This window comes from Kitasatospora sp. NPDC001261, from assembly GCF_042896795.1.
Lineage (GTDB): Bacteria > Actinomycetota > Actinomycetes > Streptomycetales > Streptomycetaceae > Kitasatospora.
The window spans coordinates 142,703-160,724 of sequence record NZ_JBIAXP010000018.1; the positions used below are offsets into that span (position 1 = coordinate 142,703).

The following is an 18,022-nucleotide window of genomic DNA, read 5'->3' on the forward strand; positions in this document are numbered from 1 at the left end:
CTGGCCGCATGACGCCGTACGACGTGATCGTCCCGGCGGGCGGGGCCGCCCGGCGCCTCGGCGGGGCCGACAAGCCCGGGCTGACGGTCGGCGGGACCACCCTGCTCGACCGGGTGCTCGCCGCCTGCGCGGGCGCCCGCACCACCGTCGTGGTCGGCCCGGTCCGGCCGACCGCGCGCGGCGGCGTCCACTGGACCAGGGAGCGGCCGCCCGGCGGCGGGCCGGTCGCCGCCGTCGCGGCCGGGCTCGACCTGGTCACCGCGGACACCGTGCTGCTGCTCGCCGCCGACCTGCCCTTCCTGGACCGGCGGACGGTGGACCGGCTGGTCGCCGCCCTCGACCGGGCCGGGGCGCACGGGGACGCCGCCGTGCTGGTCGACGCGGGCGGCCGCGACCAGCCGCTCGCCGCCGCCTACCGCACCGCCCCGCTGCGCGCCGCGCTGGCCGCCCTCGGCGATCCCGCCGACCAGCCGCTGCGCCGCCTGGTCGGCGGACTGCCCCGGCTGCGGGTGGCCGACACCGACAACGTCGCCTACGACTGCGACACCTGGGAGGACCTGGAGCAGGCCCGCGAGCGCGACCGGACCTGAGGCGCACCGCCCCGGCCACCGACGTGTGAGCGAAACGACGCGCCCCGCACACGGGGCGAACACTTCGGGAAACCACCGATCAGGCAGCATGGGCGCATGGAGCGCACGCTGGATGACTGGATCGCCGAGGTCAAGGCCGACCTGGGCATCGACCTGGACGTCGACGTCCACGGTCTGCTCGACACGGCCCGGGTGGTCGCGCACGGGGTGGCCCGGCCGGCCGCGCCGCTGACCGCCTTCCTGATCGGCTACGCGGCCGCCCAGCGGGGCGGCGGGGCGGAGGCCGTCGCCGAGGCGGCCCGGCGGACCGAGGCCCTCGCCGAGGGCTGGGGCCCCGCCGACCGGCCGGGCGAGTCGTGAGCGCGGTCGGACAGCCGACCGTGGCCGCACCGTCCACCGGTCCCGGCGTGCTGAGCTGGCCCGGCGCCCGGGAGACCGCGCGCCGGGCCGGGCTGCGCCCGCTGCCCGGGGTCCCCGTCCCGCTGGCCGAGGCGCTCGGCCGCACCCTCGCCGAGCCGCTCGGCGCGCTGACCGACCTGCCCGCCTTCGACACCTCCGCGATGGACGGCTGGGCGGTCGCCGGTCCCGGCCCGTGGCGGGTCGCCGGCCGGGTGCTGGCCGGACGGGCCGAGCCGGCGCCGCTGGCCGACGGCACCGCCGTGGAGATCGCCACCGGCGCCCAACTGCCGCCCGGGGCCACCGCCGTACTGCGCCGTGAGCACGGGTGGACGGACGCCGCGCTGCTGCACGACCGCGGCCCGCGGCCGCTGACCACCGGCCAGGACGTCCGCCCGCGCGGCCAGGAGTGCCGCCTGGGCGAGGAGTTGCTGCCGGCCGGCACCCCGGTCGGGCCGGCCGTGCTCGGCCTGGCCGCCGCCTGCGGCCACGACCGGCTGCCGGTCCGCCGCCGTCCGGAGGTCCGACTGCTCGTCCTGGGGGACGAGTTGCTCACCTCCGGGGTGCCCGGGTCGGGCCTGGTCCGGGACGCGCTCGGGCCGCTGCTGCCGCCCTGGCTGCGGGCCGCCGGCGCCGGGACGCCCGAGGTCGGGTACGTCCGGGACGACTTCGGGCTGCTCCGGGACGCGCTGCGGCACTCCACCGCCGATCTGGTGGTCACCACCGGCGGAACGGCCGCCGGACCGGTCGACTTCCTGCACCGGGCGCTCGCCGAGGCCGGCGCCCGACTGCTGGTGGACGGCGTCGCCGTCCGGCCGGGGCACCCCATGCTGCTGGCCGAACTCCCCGGCGGCCGCCACCTGGTGGGCCTGCCGGGCAACCCGCTGGCCGCCGTCGCCGGGATGGTCACCCTCGTCCTGCCGCTGCTGCACGCCCGCAGCGGACGGACCGTCGGCCCGCCCGCCCTCGCCCCGGCCGCGGCCCCGCTGGCCGGGCACCGGACGGACACCCGGCTCCAGCCGGTCCGGCGGACCGCCGAGGGCGTCCTGCCGCTGGTCTTCGACGGCCCGGCGATGCTGCGCGGGCTGGCCAGGGCCGAGGCGCTCGCCGTGGTGCCGCCCGGCGGGGCGGCGGCGGGGGAGACGGTCGAACTGCTGGAGGTGCCGTGAACGAGGGAACCGTCAAGAGCCGCGCGTCCGGCGCGGGGGCCGCCGGGGTGGGCGCATGAGCCGGATCCGACGCAACCTCGCGCCCGGCACCGAGCCGTGGGCGGACGCCGGGATCGTGCTGCCCGCCCGACGGGCCGAGCCCGCCGTGCGGCAGGTCGGCTCCCGGCTGCTGCTGGCGCTCGCCGTCCTGGTCGCCACCACGTTCATCGTCTACCTCGACCGGGACGGCTACAACGACAACGCCGGCGGCGGGCTGAGCTTCCTGGACGCGGCGTACTACGCCACCGTGACGCTCTCCACCACCGGGTACGGCGACATCACCCCGTTCAGCGACGGCGCCCGGCTCACCAACATCTTCGTGATCACCCCGCTGCGCGTGGTGTTCCTGATCATCCTGGTCGGCACCACCCTGGAGGTGCTCACCGAACGGACCCGCCTGCAATGGCGGTTGAACCGCTGGAGGTCCACCGTGCGCGAGCACACCGTCGTCATCGGCTACGGGACGAAGGGCCGCAGCGCCGTCGACACCCTGATCGGGCAGGGGGTGAAGAAGGAGGAGATCGTCGTCGTCGACCCGCAGCGCAAGGTGGTCGACGCCGCCGCCCAGCACGGCCTGGTCGGGGTGGTCGGCGACGCCACCCGCACCGACACCCTGGTGCGCGCCGGGCTGCCCACCGCCGCGCGGGTGGTGGTCGCGCCGGAGCGGGACGACACCGCCGTGCTGATCACGCTGACGGCCCGCCAGTTGAACAAGGCCGCCACCGTGGTCGCCGCCGTGCGGGAGGACGAGAACGCGCCGCTGCTGCGGCAGAGCGGCGCCGACGTCGTGGTGACCAGCTCCAGTTCGGCCGGGCGGCTGCTCGGGCTGTCGATGCTCAGCCCGCACGCCGGGGCGGTGATGGAGGACCTGCTGACGTACGGCAACGGGCTGGACGTGGTGGAGCGCCCGGTCACCCGGGCCGAGGCCGGGCACAGCCCGCGCGAGTGCGCGGACCTGGTGGTCGCGGTGGTCCGGGGCCGACGGGTGCTCAACTACACCGAGCCGGAGGCCGCCGTGCTCCAGCTCACCGACCGGGTGATCGTCATCAAGTCCAGCGCGGCCGCGCCGACGGGCTGAGCCGCGCCCACGGGCGGGTCGAGCGTCGCCCACGGGTCGAGCCGCGCCGACCGGTTGAGCCGCGCCGTGGAACCGCCCCCGCCCGCAGTAGGTTCGGGGCATGCATGCGATGACGATTCCCGTACCCGGCGGTCCCGAGGCACTGGTCTGGGCCGAGGTGCCCGACCCGGTCCCGGCCGAGGGCGAGGTCCTGGTCGAGGTGGCGGCCACCGCCGTCAACCGCGCCGACCTGCTCCAGCGGCAGGGCTTCTACAACCCGCCGCCCGGCGCCCCGCCCTACCCGGGGCTGGAGTGCGCCGGGCGGATCGTCGCGATCGGGCCCGGGGTGGCCGGCTGGGCGGTCGGCGACGAGGTGTGCGCGCTGCTGGCCGGCGGCGGCTACGCGCAGCGGGTCGCGGTGCCGACCGGGCAGCTGCTGCCGCTGCCCGCGGGGCTGTCCGCCGAGCAGGCCGCGGCACTGCCCGAGGTCGCCTGCACGGTGTGGTCCAACGTCTTCCTCACCGCGCACCTGCGGCCCGGCGAGACGGTGCTGCTGCACGGCGGCGCGAGCGGGATCGGGACGATGGCGATCCAGCTGGCCAAGGCGGTCGGCGCCCGGGTCGCGGTCACCGCGGGCGGCCCGGAGAAGCTGGCGCGCTGCGCCGAGCTGGGCGCGGACATCCTGATCGACTACCGCGAGCAGGACTTCGTCGAGGTGCTCCGGGAGGCCACCGACGGGGCCGGGGCGGACGTGATCCTGGACATCATGGGCGCCAAGTACCTCCAGCGGAACGTGGACGCGCTGGCGGTCAACGGGCGGCTGGTGATCATCGGACTCCAGGGCGGGGTGAAGGGCGAGCTCGACCTCAACACGCTGCTGCGCAAGCGCGGGGCGGTGATCGCCACCAACCTGCGCGGGCGGCCGCTGGCGGAGAAGGCGGCGATCGTGGCGGCGGTGCGGGAGCACGTGTGGCCGCTGGTCGAGTCCGGGGTGGTGAAGCCGGTGGTGGACCGGGTGCTGCCGCTGGCCGAGGTGGCCGAGGCGCACCGGGTGCTGGAGCGCGGGGAGCAGGTCGGGAAGGTCGTGCTGCGGGCCTGAGCACCGGGGACCCCGATGGCGGGGCGGCGGCCGGACGGGTGTGAATTGCCCGAAATGCCGTAACGGCGGGCGCGTGCGAATCTGGTCCGGAGCAGTCCCGCCGCCGATCCCGCCCCCGGGCGCCGTCGGCCGTCGGAAGGACTCCGACCGTGGCCGCATCTCCGCACGCATCCCTCGGGCCGCTGCCCGTCGCGCCGCACCACCGTCGTCCGTCCCGGCGCTCTCCGGGCCGCGCCCAGCGGCTGTTCGCGGCGGCCGTGCTGGGGCTCACGCTCCCGCTGGCCGCCGCCTCGGCGGCGGTGGCGCTGCCCTCGCCGGGGGCGCTCCCCCTGCCGGCGGCGTATCCCTCGCCGGACGCGGGGACGCGTGCCGAGCCGGGCGGTGGGCCGGCCGCCGAGCAGGACGACGAAGCCGACGACGAACCGGGCGTCCCCGGGACGGTGGCCGCGCCGCCGCGGCGACCGCTGCCGCGTCCGCACCCGGCCGGCAACGCCCCGCAGGCCCACCGGCACCACCTGGCCTCGCTGCCCGAGCGCTCCGACGCCGCCGTGGAGCAGGCCCCCGACCAGGCTCCCGAGCAGCTGCCGGACCAGGCCGCCGACCAGGCCGTCGAGCAGGCCCCGGAGCAGGCTCCCGACCAGGCTGCCGAGCAGACCCCGGAAGAGGCCCCGGACCAGGCCGTCGGGGCCGAGCAGCCGGAGGCCGACGGGGACGCCGCGGAGGCCGAGGCCCCCGGCGCGGCCGCCGTCCCGGACCCGGCCGCGGCGAACACGGCCGAGGCGGTCGCCGGACAGCCGGTCGCGGCCGTGGCCGGGGTGCCCGCGCTCTTCCCCGCCCGCTGGCAGGACGCCTCCACCACCCAGCTCCCGCTGGGAGTCGGCCTGGGCCTGATCGGCTGCGGCCTGGGGCTGGTCGGTCTGCGGCTGCGCAAGGACTGAGCCCCCCAGGGCCGGGGCTGCGGTAGCGCAAGGGCTGGGGGCCCGGCGGGGCGCGGCGCGCCCGGAGCGGCCCGGGGTTTCGGCGGCCACGGAGCGGCGGACCGCCGTGCGCGGGGCCGGGGTGCCGTCGCCGGGCCGCCGGTGGCCGGTCGGCGGACCGGGTGCGGGAACTGAGTATCCGTACGGATTCCCGCAGGGCGTCCGGAGGCGTAGCGTCGTCACGGGTGGCGCAGGACGGCGGGACGACCGGGGGCTTCCGCCCGACCAACCCCAGTGAGAGAGAATGTTGTTCATGACGAATCCGATGAACGAGCGCCCGTCGCAGGAGCCCTTCCGGGCCGGCGGCGGGCAGTCGCAGGACGGCCAGAAGGTGCTGATCGTCGGACCGGACGGGCTGCCCGTGGGCCAGGGGTTCGCCGGTGCGGCTGGGGACGGGGACGACGAGGGCGACGTGCCGCGCGAGCTCCCGGTGACCGAGATGGTCGAGCAGCCCGCCAAGGTCATGCGCATCGGCAGCATGATCAAGCAGCTGTTGGAGGAGGTCCGGGCGGCGCCTCTCGACGAGGCGAGCCGGGTCCGGCTGAAGGACATCCACGCGAGCTCGATCAAGGAGCTCGAACTGGGGCTGGCCCCGGAGCTGGTCGCCGAGCTGGAGCGGCTGTCGCTGCCGTTCACCGACGACACCATCCCGACCGAGGCCGAGCTGCGGATCGCCCAGGCCCAGCTGGTCGGCTGGCTGGAGGGCCTGTTCCACGGCATCCAGACCGCCCTGTTCGCGCAGCAGATGGCGGCGCGGGCGCAGCTGGAGCAGATGCGGCGGGCGCTGCCGCCCGGGCTGCACAGCGGCGAGCCGGACGAGGACGAGCCGGGCCAGGGCCGCGGCATCCGCTCCGGCCCCTACCTGTAGCCGCACCCGGCGGTACCCGCCGGTAGGCGCCTCCGGGCCGCCCGGACCGCCGTCGGACCGGACGTACCACGACGATCCTCCCCGGCCCCGGGCCGCCGGGCCGGGCGGCCCCCGGGCCGGGACCGGCCCCGGCCCTGGACCGATCACCGTCGGCGCGAGCCGATACCCTGGCCCCTGTCGCCGGCCGGTGGAACCGCCGCGGCAGGGGCCCGCCAGGCCAGCGGGCCGGGCCCACCACGCACGGACGAGACCGAACGTCAGGTTGCGGCGAGCACGGCCGCGCCGAGGGGGAGCAGAGGACCATGAGCGAGCACGGCAACGCGGCGGTCGAGGGCTTCTCCCTGGGCAACGGCCGCTATGTGCTGCAGCGGCTGCTGGGCGAGGGCGGCATGGCCTCCGTGCACCTCGCCCACGACCGCGTGCTGGACCGGCAGGTCGCGCTGAAGAGCATGCACAGCGAGCTGGGCCGGGACGACTCGTTCAAGGAGCGGTTCCGCCGCGAGGCCCAGGCGGTGGCCCGGCTGGAGCACCCGAACATCGTCACCGTGTACGACAGCGGCGAGGACATCGCCCCGGACGGCTCCAGCACGCCGTACATCGTGATGCAGCTGATCGACGGCAACGGCCTGCGCGAGGCGATCAACGAGGCGGTCGGCCAGTACGGCGCGATGCCGGCCGAGGAGGCCCTGAAGGTCACCGTCGGCGTGCTGAACGCGCTGGAGGCCTCGCACGACATGGGCCTGGTGCACCGCGACATCAAGCCCGGCAACGTCATGTTCGACCGCAAGGGCAACGTCAAGGTCATGGACTTCGGCATCGCCCGTGCGCTGGAATCCGGCGTCACGTCGATGACGCAGACCGGCATGGTGGTCGGCACCCCGCAGTACCTCTCGCCCGAGCAGGCGCTCGGCAAGCCGGTGGACGCCCGCTCCGACCTCTACTCGGTCGGCGTGATGCTCTTCGAGATGATCACCGGGCAGCTGGTCTTCGACGGGGACTCGGCGTTCTCGATCGCCTACAAGCACGTCCAGGAGGAGCCGCCGGCCCCCTCCACCCTCAACCGCTCGATCACGCCCGAGGTGGACGCCTTCGTCGCCCAGGCGCTGCGCAAGGACCCGGCGCACCGGTTCCAGAGCGCGGCGGCGATGCGGGACGAGGCGGAGCGGCTGATCGCGGCCGCCAAGGGCGGCGACAACGGGCACCGGCTGCAGGCCAGCACCCCGCTGGTGATCAACGAGGGCCCGCGCTCGGTGCACGCCGCTCCGCAGGCCCCGCAGACGCCCCAGCCGCAGTACCTCCAGCAGGGGGCCCAGCAGTACCGGACCCCGCCGCCCGCCTACCAGACGCCGCAGCCGCAGGCCCCGCACACCCCGCACCCGCAGTACCTCCAGCAGGGCGGCCAGCAGTACCAGACGCCGCCGCCCGCGTACCAGACCCCGCGGCCGCAGGCCCCGCACACGCCGCACCCGCAGTACCTCCAGCAGGGGGCGCACACCCCGCCGCCGCAGCCGATGCCGCAGCCGATGCCGCCGTACCAGCAGCCGAAGGCGCCCACCAGCGGCGGCGGCTGCTCGACGGCCGTGGTCGTGATCGGGATCATCGTCGGCGTGCTGGTGCTCGCGGGCATCATCATCGCGATCGTGGTCAACAAGGCGGACGAGAAGACGGGCGGCAAGTTCAGCCACGCGGACCGTCCCGCCGACGTGCTGGTCCTCGACCTCCCGGCCGACCGGAATGGCCTGCTCTGACGGTTTCCGGCAGGTTCGGGGGTACCACGGTCGTCCGCCGGAGGCGGTAGCGTTCGGGGATACGTAAGCGACAGGGCACCGCGATCCGAGCGAACGCCCGGGGCGAGGAGCGATGGCACAGACGCAGCAGCCGGACGACGACGCGGGTGTCCGGGCGGTCGGCCGGACCGGCGGAACCCCGAGGATTCCCGAGCCCGGCGGCGAGGCCCCGACCTCGGCGCTGCCGCCGGTCGCCACGGGCGGCCCGCACACCCCGGGCCGTGGCACCGCCGTGCCGCTGAGCACCGTCGGGGACGGCCGTTACCGGCTGACCTACCGGCTCGGGCGCGGCGGCATGGCCGAGGTGTTCGCCGCCGAGGACGTGCGGCTCGGCCGCACCGTCGCGGTCAAGCTGCTGCGTGGCGAGCTGGCCCAGGACGATGTCGCCCGGCTGCGCTTCACCCGCGAGGCACACGCCGTCGCGGCGCTCAACCACCACTCGATCGTCGCGGTCTACGACACCGGCGAGGAGTACGACGGGGACGAGTCCACGCCGTACATCGTGATGGAGCTGGTCGAGGGCCGCACCGTCCGCGAGCTGCTGGCGGACGAGGAGGCGCCGCCGGTCGACCAGGCGCTGATCATCATCGCCGGGGTGCTGGAGGCGCTCGCCTACAGCCACCGCAGCGGCATCGTCCACCGCGACATCAAGCCCGCCAACGTGAGCATCACCAACGCCGGCGCGGTCAAGGTGATGGACTTCGGCATCGCCCGGGCGCTGACCGGCGGGGCCACCACGATGACCCAGACCGGCATGGTCATGGGCACCCCGCAGTACCTCTCGCCCGAGCAGGCGCTCGGCAAGCCGGTCGACCACCGCTCGGACCTGTACGCGGCCGGCTGCATGCTCTACGAACTGCTCACGGTGCGACCGCCGTTCACCGGCGACACCCCGCTGTCGGTGGTCTACCAGCACGTCCAGGACCCGCCGGTGCCGCCCTCGCAGGCCAACGGCCGGGTGCCGGCCGGCCTCGACGCGCTGGTGCTGCGCTCGCTCGCCAAGAACCCGGACGACCGCTTCCAGGACGCCGACGAGTTCCGCGCCCACGTGCAGCACGCGCTGCGCGAGATGCACGGCGCGGGCGGGGCCGCCTGGGCCGGCGCGGCCGCGGTCGACACCGGCGCGACCCAGGTGCTCCGGCCGGACCAGGCCGCGGCCACCGCGGCCTTCGGCGCGGTGGGCCCGGCCGACCAGACCTCCGTGCTGCCGTACTCGACGGGCGGCCCGCACACCCCCTCCTCGCCCTACCCGGCGGCCGGCGGCCCGTACGGCGGCGGTACCGGCGCGGGCGGGGACGACGAGGGCCCCGGCCGGCGGCGCGGGCCCTGGGCCTGGGTGGCCGGTGTGATCGCCGTGCTGGTCGCGGCCGGTGCGGGCATCGCGTTCGCGCTCAGCGGCAGCGAGCCCACCGGCCACTCGGACATCTCGCCGCAGCCCCCGGCGGCCACCAGCACCGAGACGACCGCGCCCCCGTCCCAGAGCGGCCTGGCGACCCCGCCGGCCTCGGCCTCCGGCAGCAAGAAGCCGCAGCAGCCGACCGACCCCGGCAACAACAACGGGAACAACAACGGGAACAGCGGCAACAACATGTCGCCGTCGCCGAACACGGGCAAGCACACCCCGACCCCGACGCCGACCGGGACGGCCAGCCACACGCCGACCGGGACGGCGCCCGCGACGACGGCGCCGGCCACGACGGCGCCGCCGCAGACCGCGGGCCCCGGCACCGGGTCGCCGAAGCCGCCGACGGACCCGAAGCCGTCCATCCCGGTCGTGCCGCCGACCCCCTGACCCGGTCGGCGGCGGGTCAGTTGGCGAAGGCGTCCAGGACCTGCTCGTACTCCTGGCACCACCACGCCAGCTGGCCCGCGGAGGCGGGGTAGAGCGGGTCGGCCCGGTGGTCGGCCCGCTGGTAGCGCCACTGCAGCATCCAGAAGTCGTTCAGCCGCTCCCACCAGACCCGGTGGACGGCGGCGGCCAGGTGCTCGGCGGTGGCCGCCCCGGAGGCCCGGTAGGCCTGGGAGTAGCGGCGGACCCGGACCAGGTCGAGGGCGCCGGACGAGCGGTCGTTGAAGAGCAGCGTGGCGGCCCGGACCGCCTCCTCGGCGCGTGGCTGGGGGCCGAGCTTGTCCCAGTCCAGGACGGCCGCCACCCGGCCGCCCCGCGGGTCGTCCTCGTACAGCAGGTTGAGGCCGTGGAAGTCGCCGTGGGTCCAGCCGGTGGGCGGCGCGGCCTCCGGGGCGGGGCGGCGGTGGGCGTGCTCGGCGAGCAGTTCCAGCCGTTCCGTGAGCCGTTCCACCACGAGGGCGTCCAACTCCCCGGCCGGCTGGTGCTCCCGGGCGCGGCGCCGCAGGTCGCGGGCGAGTGCGGCGCTGTCGACGGGGTCGGCGCTCCGGTACCCGGCGGGTTGTTCGAGGGGGGCGCAGACGTCGTCGAGCGCGCCGTGCAGCCGGCCGAGCAGCGTGCCGAGCGCGTCGCACTGCGACGGGTCGAGCTCGTCGCCGTGCCGGTGCCGGCCCTCGACCCAGGGGAACAGGGCGAACAGCCGGCCGCCCCAGGCGGCCACCGTGCCGGACCGTTCGGCGCAGGCCAGCGGGGGTGCGACGGGCAGGCCGAGGGTGTTCAGCGCGGCCATCGCGCGGTGGTGGGCGAGGATCTTCGGACGGCTGGCGGTGGCGGAGTCGACGTAGCACTTCAGGAAGTACGGACCGGCCTCGGTGGTGACCAGGTACCCCCGGTTCAACAGGCCCTCGGCGACGGGTTCGGTGGTCAGTGGCCGTCCGACCCGGTAGCGGGCCAGGACCTCGGCGAGCGCACCCCCCGGGACGGGGGGACTGAGGGTCCCCATCGGTGGTGCGGAGAGATCGGGGCGGGCCGGTGCGCAGGCGAGGGTCTGGCTGAAAGTCACGTGCAGAGGTTATGGCCCCCTTGTGGGGGCCCTTGACAAACCGTCAGTTCTGTGAAGGGCCGGATCAGTACTGGTGGTCGGCCTGGTGCCGCGCCACGAAGGCGGCCGCCTGGGTGCGCCGCTCCATGCCCATCTTGGCGAGCAGACTGGAGACGTAGTTCTTCACCGTCTTCTCCGCCAGGTGCAACTCGTTGCCGATCTGACGATTTGTCATACCTTCGCCGATCAGATCGAGGATCCGCCGTTCCTGCTTGGTGAGTTGGGCGAGCCGTTCGTCCTCCTTCTCCCCGCCGTCGCGCAGCCGGGCGAGCACCCTGCTGGTGGCGACCGGGTCGAGCAGCGAGCGGCCGGCCGCGACGTCCCGGACGGCGGTGATCAGGTCGGTGCCGCGGATCGCCTTCAGCACGTAGCCGGAGGCGCCGGCCATGATCGAGTCGAACAGTGCCTCGTCGTCCGAGAACGAGGTGAGCATCAGGCACTTGATCTCCGGCAGCTTGGACCGGATCTCGCGGCAGACCTCGACCCCGTTGCCGTCCGGCAGCCGGACGTCGAGCACCGCCACGTCCGGGTGGACCGCAGGGATCCGGGTGAGCGCCTCGGCGGCCGTGCCGGCCTCGCCGACGACCTCGATGTCGTCCTCGACCGAGAGCAGATCGTGCACGCCCCGCCGGACGACCTCGTGATCGTCGAGCAGGAATACCCTGATTTGTCCGTTATCAGTCACGTCCAAAGCCTCCCATAACACCGTACGAAAGACCTATCGCCCGGACCTCCATACCAACGCGATCCGGCCACAGCCGTCCGAAACCGATACCGAGAACCCCCTTACGTACGGGCGTCTGCCCGGATAACGTGCGCTGGTGTCCTGAAGGCGCTCGAATTGAGAGCTGCGTCACGCCGACCGTCACCCCCACCCTTCCGACGGCGAGCCGAACGCGGCACCCTCGGGGTTGTAGGCCCTGAACAAGTAGGACGTCCTAGCGCAAGCGCGTCGAGGGCGGACGCTGGGTAACGTTCTCGTGAGGGACGCCGTCGGAACAGGATCACCACCTGCCCCGCAGTGGGAGCGCACACCCACGCGCGCCCCGCGAGGCGGTGACCGGACCGGTCACCGGCGACCCCGGGCGGCCGGACAGACCGAGGAGTGAACGTGACCGTCAAAAGCACGGCGAGGGCCCGCAAGAAGGCGGCCCCCGGCGTCCCTGACACCCTCCGCGCCACGGGCAAGGACGCCCAGCCGGAGCTCGTCCAGCTGCTCACGCCGGAAGGCGAGCGGGTCGAGCACCCGGACTACCCCCTCACCACCACTCCCGAGGAGCTGCGCGCCCTCTACCGCGACCTGGTGCTGGTGCGCCGGTTCGACGGCGAGGCCACCGCGCTCCAGCGCCAGGGCGAGCTGGGCCTGTGGGCCTCGCTGCTCGGCCAGGAGGCCGCCCAGGTCGGCTCCGGCCGCGCCATGCGCCCCGGCGACTACGCCTTCCCCACCTACCGCGAGCACGGCGTGGCCTGGTGCCGCGACGTCGACCCGCTGAACCTGCTCGGCATGTTCCGCGGCGTGAACCACGGCGGCTGGGACCCGAACGAGAAGAACTTCCACCTGTACACCATCGTGATCGGCGCGCAGACCCTGCACGCCACCGGGTACGCGATGGGCATCACCAAGGACGGCGCCGACGACGCGGTCATCGCGTACTTCGGCGACGGCGCCTCCAGCCAGGGCGACGTCAACGAGGCCTTCACCTTCGCCTCGGTCTACAACGCGCCGGTGGTCTTCTTCTGCCAGAACAACCAGTGGGCGATCTCCGAGCCCACCACCACCCAGACCAAGATCCCGCTGTACCGCCGCGCCTCCGGCTTCGGCTTCCCCGGCGTGCGGGTCGACGGCAACGACGTGCTGGCCTGCCTCGCGGTCACCCGCTGGGCGCTCGACCACGCCCGCAACGGCAACGGCCCGGTGCTGATCGAGGCGTTCACCTACCGGATGGGCGCCCACACCACCTCCGACGACCCCACCCGCTACCGGCACACCGAGGAGACCGAGGCCTGGAAGGCCAAGGACCCGATCTCCCGGCTCCGCGCCCACCTGGAGAAGGAGGGCCTGGCCGACGAGGAGTTCTTCGCCGCCGTCGACGCCGAGAGCGAGCAGCTGGGGCTGCGGGTGCGCGAGGGCGTGCGCGGCATGCCGGACCCGGACCCGACCCTGATCTTCGACCACGTGTACAGCGAGCCGCACACGCTGGTCGATGAGGAACGGGCCGAGTACGTCGAGTACGCGGCCTCCTTCGAGGCGGGGGAGACCCACTGATGGCCGGTCAGCTGAGCATCGCCAAGGCGCTGAACGGAGCGCTGCGCAAGTCGCTGGAGAACGACCCGAAGACCCTCCTCATGGGCGAGGACATCGGCAAGCTCGGCGGCGTCTTCCGGATCACCGACGGCCTGCAGAAGGACTTCGGCGAGGACCGGGTGATCGACTCCCCGCTGGCCGAGTCCGGCATCGTCGGCACCGCGATCGGCCTGGCGCTGCGCGGCTACCGCCCGGTGGTGGAGATCCAGTTCGACGGCTTCGTCTACCCGGCCTTCGACCAGATCGTCTCCCAGCTGGCGAAGATGCACGCCCGCGCGCTCGGGCACGTCAAGATGCCGGTCACCATCCGCATCCCCTACGCGGGCGGCATCGGCGCGGTCGAGCACCACAGCGAGTCGCACGAGGCGTACTTCGCGCACACCGCCGGTCTGCGCGTGGTCACCCCGTCCAGCGCGCACGACGCGCACTGGATGCTGCGGCAGTCGATCGAGTCCGACGACCCGGTCGTCTTCCTGGAGCCCAAGCGCCGCTACTGGGACAAGGGCGAGGTCGGCGACGCCGCCGACCTGGGCCTGCACGAGGCCCGGGTCGTCCGGCCCGGCACCGACCTGACGCTGATCGCGTACGGGCCGATGGTCAAGGTCTGCCTGGAGGCCGCCGCGGCCGCCGAGGAGGACGGCCGCCGGCTGGAGGTCGTCGACCTGCGCTCGCTCTCCCCGGTGGACTTCGCCGCCCTGGAGGCGTCGGTCAAGCGCACCGGTCGGGCCGTCGTGGTGCACGAGGCACCGGTCTTCCTGGGCATGGGCGCCGAACTGGCCGCCCGGCTCACCGAGAAGTGCTTCTACCACCTGGAGGCACCCGTGCTGCGGGTCGGCGGCTACCACGCGCCGTACCCGCCGTCCCGGGTCGAGGAGGCCTTCCTCCCCGACCTGGACCGCGTGCTCGACGCCGTCGACCGCGCGCTCGCGTACTGACTCCGGGGAGCGAAGATGACCACCGAAGTTCGCTCGCTCCGCGAGTTCAAGATGCCCGATGTGGGCGAGGGCCTCACCGAGGCCGAGATCCTCAGCTGGTACGTCAAGCCCGGTGACACCGTCACCGACGGGCAGGTCGTCTGCGAGGTGGAGACCGCCAAGGCGGCCGTGGAGCTGCCCATCCCGTTCAACGGGGTGGTCGAGACGCTGCACTTCCCCGAGGGCGCGACGGTCGACGTCGGCACCGTGATCATCTCGATCGCGGTCGCCGGGGAGGCGGGTGTCGCGGCTCCGGCCGCCCCCGCCGCGGCGCCGGCCCAGGCGCCGGTTCCGGCTCCCGCCGAGGAGCCCGAGCCCGAGCGGCGCGAGGTGCTGGTCGGGTACGGCCCGCGCACCGGCGGCAGCCAGCGCCGGGCCCGGCGGACGACCACCACCAAGGTCGCCGCGACCAGGCCGGCTCCGGCCGCCGCCCCGGCCCCGGTCGCCGCACCGGCGCCCGCGGCCTCGGCCCCGGTCGCCGAAGTACCCTCCGGGGAGCGGCCGTTGGCCAAGCCGCCGGTGCGCAAGCTGGCCAAGGACCTCGGCGTCGACCTGCGCGCGGTCACCCCGACCGGCCGGGACGGCGTGATCACCCGCGAGGACGTGCACGCCCACGCCGCCGCCCAGGCCGCTCCGGCGGCGCCGGTGGCCGAGACCGCCGTGGCCGAGCCGGCCGCGCCGCAGGCGCCGGTGTCCGGCGCGGGCGACGTCCGGGTGCCGATCAAGGGCGTCCGCAAGGCGACCGCGCAGGCGATGGTGGCCTCGGCCTTCACCGCCCCGCACGTCACCGAGTTCGTGCAGGTCGACGTGACCCGCACGATGAAGTTCGTCCGCCGGCTCAAGGAGAGCGGCGAGCTGGGCCGGGACGTCCGGGTCAGCCCGCTGCTGATCGTCGCCAAGGCGCTGCTCACCGCGATCAAGCGGCACCCCGGGATCAACGCCCAGTGGGACGAGGCGGCCCAGGAGATCGTCCTCAAGGGCCAGGTGAACCTCGGCATCGCCGCGGCCACCCCGCGCGGCCTGATCGTCCCGAACATCAAGGACGCCGGGTCCAGGACCCTCTCGGGGCTGGCCACGTCGCTCGGCGAGCTGGTCGAGACCGCCCGTCAGGGCAAGACCTCGCCGGCCGACATGCAGGGCGGGACGATCACCATCACCAACGTCGGCGTCTTCGGCGTCGACACCGGCACCCCGATCCTCAACCCGGGCGAGGCCGCCATCCTGGCCTTCGGCGCGGTCCGGGAACTGCCGTGGGTGCACAAGGGCAAGGTGGTCCCGCGTCAGGTGACCACGCTCGCGCTCTCCTTCGACCACCGCCTGGTGGACGGGGAGTTGGGCTCCAAGGTGCTGGCCGACGTGGCCGCGCTGCTGGAGCGCCCGAAGCGCCTGATCACCTGGGGCTGACAGCCCGGTAGCACCGAAGAAGGGGCCCTCCTCCGCACCGCCGTGCGGAGGAGGGCCCCTTCGGTGTGACCGCCCGTTCGACTAGCGCTGGGGACGGAGTCGACGGACGGCGATCAGGACGCCCGCTCCGAGGGCGAGGAGGAGGGCGGAGGAGGCGGCGAGGAAGGTGTTGGTGGAGGAGGAGCCGGTCTGGGCGAGTTCGGGGGTGCCGGCGGGTGCGGTGGTGGCCGGGGCGGTGGTGGGGGTGGTCGGCTTCGGGGCCGGGGCCGGGGCGGTGTCCTTGGTCTGCTCGGCGGCGGGCTTGGCCGGGGCCGGCTTGGCGTCCTTGGTGGGGGTGGGCTTGGGCTTGGCCGGGGTGGTCGGCTTGGTGCCGGGGGCGGTGGACCGTGCTACCTGGAAGGTGTGGTTGGCGTCGCCGGTGCCGTCGGCCGGGAACCCGGGGGCCTTGGCGATGGTGCCGACCCCGAGCTCGGTCAGGTCCTTGGGCGCCTTCGCGGAGAGCCCCACCCGGAACATGAAGTTCGCGGCCCGGCCGTCCTCCAGGCGCGGGGTGGTCGTCGCCGGGGACTCGACGGTGAACAGCGTCGAGTCGCCGTAGTGCCGCAGCTTGACCGGCTTCCAGCCTCCCGCGGAGGCGACCTCGACCGTCAGGTCCTCGATCCGCAGGCCGGTGCCGGAGTTCGGGTTGAACAGCGCGAGCATCGCGGAGACGTTCTGGTAGGGAGCGCCGGTGAAGTTGGTGACGGCGACGCCGATCTCGACCTTGGGGCCGCCCGCGATGATGGTCTGGCCGTCCGGGGTCATGTGGAACCCGGCCTTGTACGACCCGTGGTGGTCCGCGGTGGCCTGCCGAGCGGTCGCGGCGGGCGCGCCGGCGGCGGCGGTGCCGCCGTTCCCGGCGGCCCAGGCGGTGTCGGTGGCGAGGAACTGGACGCCGCCGGCGAGGACGACGGTGGCGGCGAGGGTGGCGATGCGGCGGCGGCCGGAGAAGGCGCGGTCGTTCTTCGTGAAACGGGTGATAACGGACGTGCGCATGACGTGACTCCCCAGGGACATCGTGCTGATGGTGTGTGTGTGCGAAGACGACCGGCTCCGCTCCTCACGAGCGGAAGCGCCCCCCGGCTCTGCCGGTCTCGCTCTCCGTGCCTTCATCTGTATGGACGTGCATCCCCGCCGGGGGTTGCAGGCGGGTTCCGAGAATCTTTCGACCGTCGGCGCCGGGGTCCGCTTGGCGCCGACGACCGCAGGTCAGTGCTGGCGGCGGAGGCGGCGGACGGCGATCAGGGCGCCGGCCCCGAGGGCGAGGAGCAGGGCGGAGGAGGCGGCGAGGAAGGTGTTGGTGGAGGAGGAGCCGGTCTGGGCGAGTTCGGGGGTGCCGGCGGGGGCGGTGGTGGCCGGGGCGGCGGAGGGCGTGGTCGGCTTCGGGGCCGGGGCAGCCGCGGCGGTGTCCTTGGTCTGCTCGGCGGCGGGCTTGGCCGGGGCCGGCTTGGTGTCCTTGGTGGGGGTGGGCTTGGCCGGGGTGGTCGGCTGGGTGCCGGCGGTGTCCTGGGGGTGGGTCACCTTGACCGTCTTGAAGCCCGAGTCGCCCGGGCCCTGGGAGCCGGCCATCTCGGTCGAGGCCAGCAGGTCGATCGTGGTCACGCCGGCCGGGGTGCCGGCGGCCAGCGAGTAGCGGAACTTGAAGGTCGCCGAGCTGTTGGCGGCCATCCGCTGGCGCTGGGAGCCGGTGATGTCGACGACGCGGGAGCAGCCGTCGAGCAGCTGGAGGTTCTTCCAGGCGCCGGTGTAGTCCTCGTACTGGATCTTGACGTCCTTGAGGCGGGCCGCGGCGCCCGAGCCCGGGGTGTGGATGCCGAGGAAGGGCTCCATGCCGTGGGCGTCCTCGGCGGCCTTGTTGGTGACCTTGACGGAGACCTCGTTCCAGCTGCCGTCCGCCACCACGGAGGACTTGGCGGAGACGATGGCGGTGTCCGGGGACAGTCCGGGCACGTTGGACGGAGCCTCGTACGCGCCGTTGAGCCGGTGGTCCCCGCAGGCCCAGGCGGTGTCGGTGGCGAGGAGCTGGACGCCGCCGGCGAGGACGACGGTGGCGGCGACGGTGGCGATGCGGCGGCGGCCGGAGAAGGCGCGGTCGTTCTTCGCAAAACGGGTGATAACGGACGTGCGCATGACGTGACTCCCCAGGGTCATGGGTCTGACGGTGTGTGTGGGCGAAGACGACCGGCCCCGCTGCTTCACGAGCGGAAGCGCCCCCCGGCTCCGCCGGTCTCGCTCTCCGTGCCTTCATCCGTATAGACGCGCATCCCCGTCAGGGGTTGCAGGTGGGTTCCGAGAATTTTTCGGAGTTCTTCGGCGGGCCTCGGAGACCGTCCGAGTGATGGTTGGTATGACCTGAATGATCCGGAAAGT

14 protein-coding genes and 1 pseudogene are annotated in these 18,022 nt (G+C 74.4%); 11 read left to right on the top strand and 4 right to left on the bottom strand.

Annotated features, from left to right (window positions below):
• The first annotated feature begins 8 nt into the window (after positions 1-8).
• The 8 genes and pseudogenes from ACFY4B_RS24465 to ACFY4B_RS24500 all read left to right on the top strand — a co-directional run bounded on the left by ACFY4B_RS24465 (position 9) and on the right by ACFY4B_RS24500 (position 9,774).
• Positions 9-950 (top strand): annotated as a pseudogene (locus tag ACFY4B_RS24465) (NTP transferase domain-containing protein).
• A complete protein-coding gene (locus ACFY4B_RS24470) occupies positions 947-2,155 on the top strand; it encodes a molybdopterin molybdotransferase MoeA (protein WP_387970952.1) in 1,209 nt (402 codons plus the stop codon). Before ACFY4B_RS24465 ends, ACFY4B_RS24470 begins: the two are co-directional and overlap by 4 nt.
• A gap of 55 nt (positions 2,156-2,210) precedes the next feature.
• Complete coding sequence (locus tag ACFY4B_RS24475; RefSeq protein WP_117488713.1) at positions 2,211-3,272, top strand: TrkA family potassium uptake protein; 1,062 nt, start codon at positions 2,211-2,213, stop codon at positions 3,270-3,272.
• 100 nt (positions 3,273-3,372) lie between these two features.
• Positions 3,373-4,350, top strand: a complete 978-nt coding sequence (locus ACFY4B_RS24480; protein WP_387970955.1) for an NAD(P)H-quinone oxidoreductase — start codon at positions 3,373-3,375, stop codon at positions 4,348-4,350.
• Positions 4,351-4,499: 149 nt separating this feature from the next.
• On the top strand, positions 4,500-5,288 hold the full coding sequence (locus ACFY4B_RS24485) for a hypothetical protein (RefSeq protein ID WP_387970958.1): 789 nt from the start codon (positions 4,500-4,502) through the stop codon (positions 5,286-5,288).
• Positions 5,289-5,580: 292 nt separating this feature from the next.
• On the top strand, positions 5,581-6,195 hold the full coding sequence (locus ACFY4B_RS24490; RefSeq protein WP_198959330.1) for a bacterial proteasome activator family protein: 615 nt from the start codon (positions 5,581-5,583) through the stop codon (positions 6,193-6,195).
• A gap of 302 nt (positions 6,196-6,497) precedes the next feature.
• The gene (locus ACFY4B_RS24495; protein ID WP_074001882.1) at positions 6,498-7,943 is read left to right on the top strand and encodes a protein kinase; all 1,446 of its coding nucleotides are present in this window, start codon (positions 6,498-6,500) and stop codon (positions 7,941-7,943) included.
• A 112-nt stretch (positions 7,944-8,055) separates the two neighbouring features.
• Positions 8,056-9,774, top strand: coding sequence for a protein kinase (locus ACFY4B_RS24500; RefSeq protein ID WP_387970961.1), 1,719 nt, complete (start codon positions 8,056-8,058; stop codon positions 9,772-9,774).
• Between the two features lie 16 nt (positions 9,775-9,790).
• On the opposite strand, the gene ACFY4B_RS24505 is transcribed toward ACFY4B_RS24500, so the two are convergent.
• Positions 9,791-10,891, bottom strand: coding sequence for a phosphotransferase (locus ACFY4B_RS24505; protein ID WP_234348650.1), 1,101 nt, complete (start codon positions 10,889-10,891; stop codon positions 9,791-9,793).
• Positions 10,892-10,955: 64 nt separating this feature from the next.
• The gene (locus ACFY4B_RS24510) at positions 10,956-11,615 is read right to left on the bottom strand and encodes a response regulator transcription factor (RefSeq protein ID WP_074001879.1); all 660 of its coding nucleotides are present in this window, start codon (positions 11,613-11,615) and stop codon (positions 10,956-10,958) included.
• A gap of 426 nt (positions 11,616-12,041) precedes the next feature.
• On the opposite strand from ACFY4B_RS24510, the gene pdhA reads away from it, so the two are divergent.
• From pdhA to ACFY4B_RS24525, 3 genes are read left to right on the top strand one after another with little or no spacing between them, the layout of a single operon-like run.
• On the top strand, positions 12,042-13,196 hold the full coding sequence (gene pdhA, locus ACFY4B_RS24515; protein WP_049658931.1) for a pyruvate dehydrogenase (acetyl-transferring) E1 component subunit alpha: 1,155 nt from the start codon (positions 12,042-12,044) through the stop codon (positions 13,194-13,196).
• Positions 13,196-14,170, top strand: a complete 975-nt coding sequence (locus tag ACFY4B_RS24520) for an alpha-ketoacid dehydrogenase subunit beta (RefSeq protein ID WP_049658928.1) — start codon at positions 13,196-13,198, stop codon at positions 14,168-14,170. Before pdhA ends, ACFY4B_RS24520 begins: the two co-directional genes overlap by 1 nt.
• Before the next feature lie 15 nt (positions 14,171-14,185).
• On the top strand, positions 14,186-15,613 hold the full coding sequence (locus ACFY4B_RS24525) for a dihydrolipoamide acetyltransferase family protein (protein WP_387970964.1): 1,428 nt from the start codon (positions 14,186-14,188) through the stop codon (positions 15,611-15,613).
• Between the two features lie 81 nt (positions 15,614-15,694).
• Here the strand turns inward: ACFY4B_RS24525 and ACFY4B_RS24530 are convergent, their stop codons facing one another.
• Both ACFY4B_RS24530 and ACFY4B_RS24535 read right to left on the bottom strand, forming a co-directional pair.
• Positions 15,695-16,648, bottom strand: coding sequence for an LAETG motif-containing sortase-dependent surface protein (locus ACFY4B_RS24530; RefSeq protein ID WP_387970966.1), 954 nt, complete (start codon positions 16,646-16,648; stop codon positions 15,695-15,697).
• A 213-nt stretch (positions 16,649-16,861) separates the two neighbouring features.
• On the bottom strand, positions 16,862-17,782 hold the full coding sequence (locus ACFY4B_RS24535) for an LAETG motif-containing sortase-dependent surface protein (protein WP_387970969.1): 921 nt from the start codon (positions 17,780-17,782) through the stop codon (positions 16,862-16,864).
• Between the last annotated feature and the right edge of the window lie 240 nt (positions 17,783-18,022).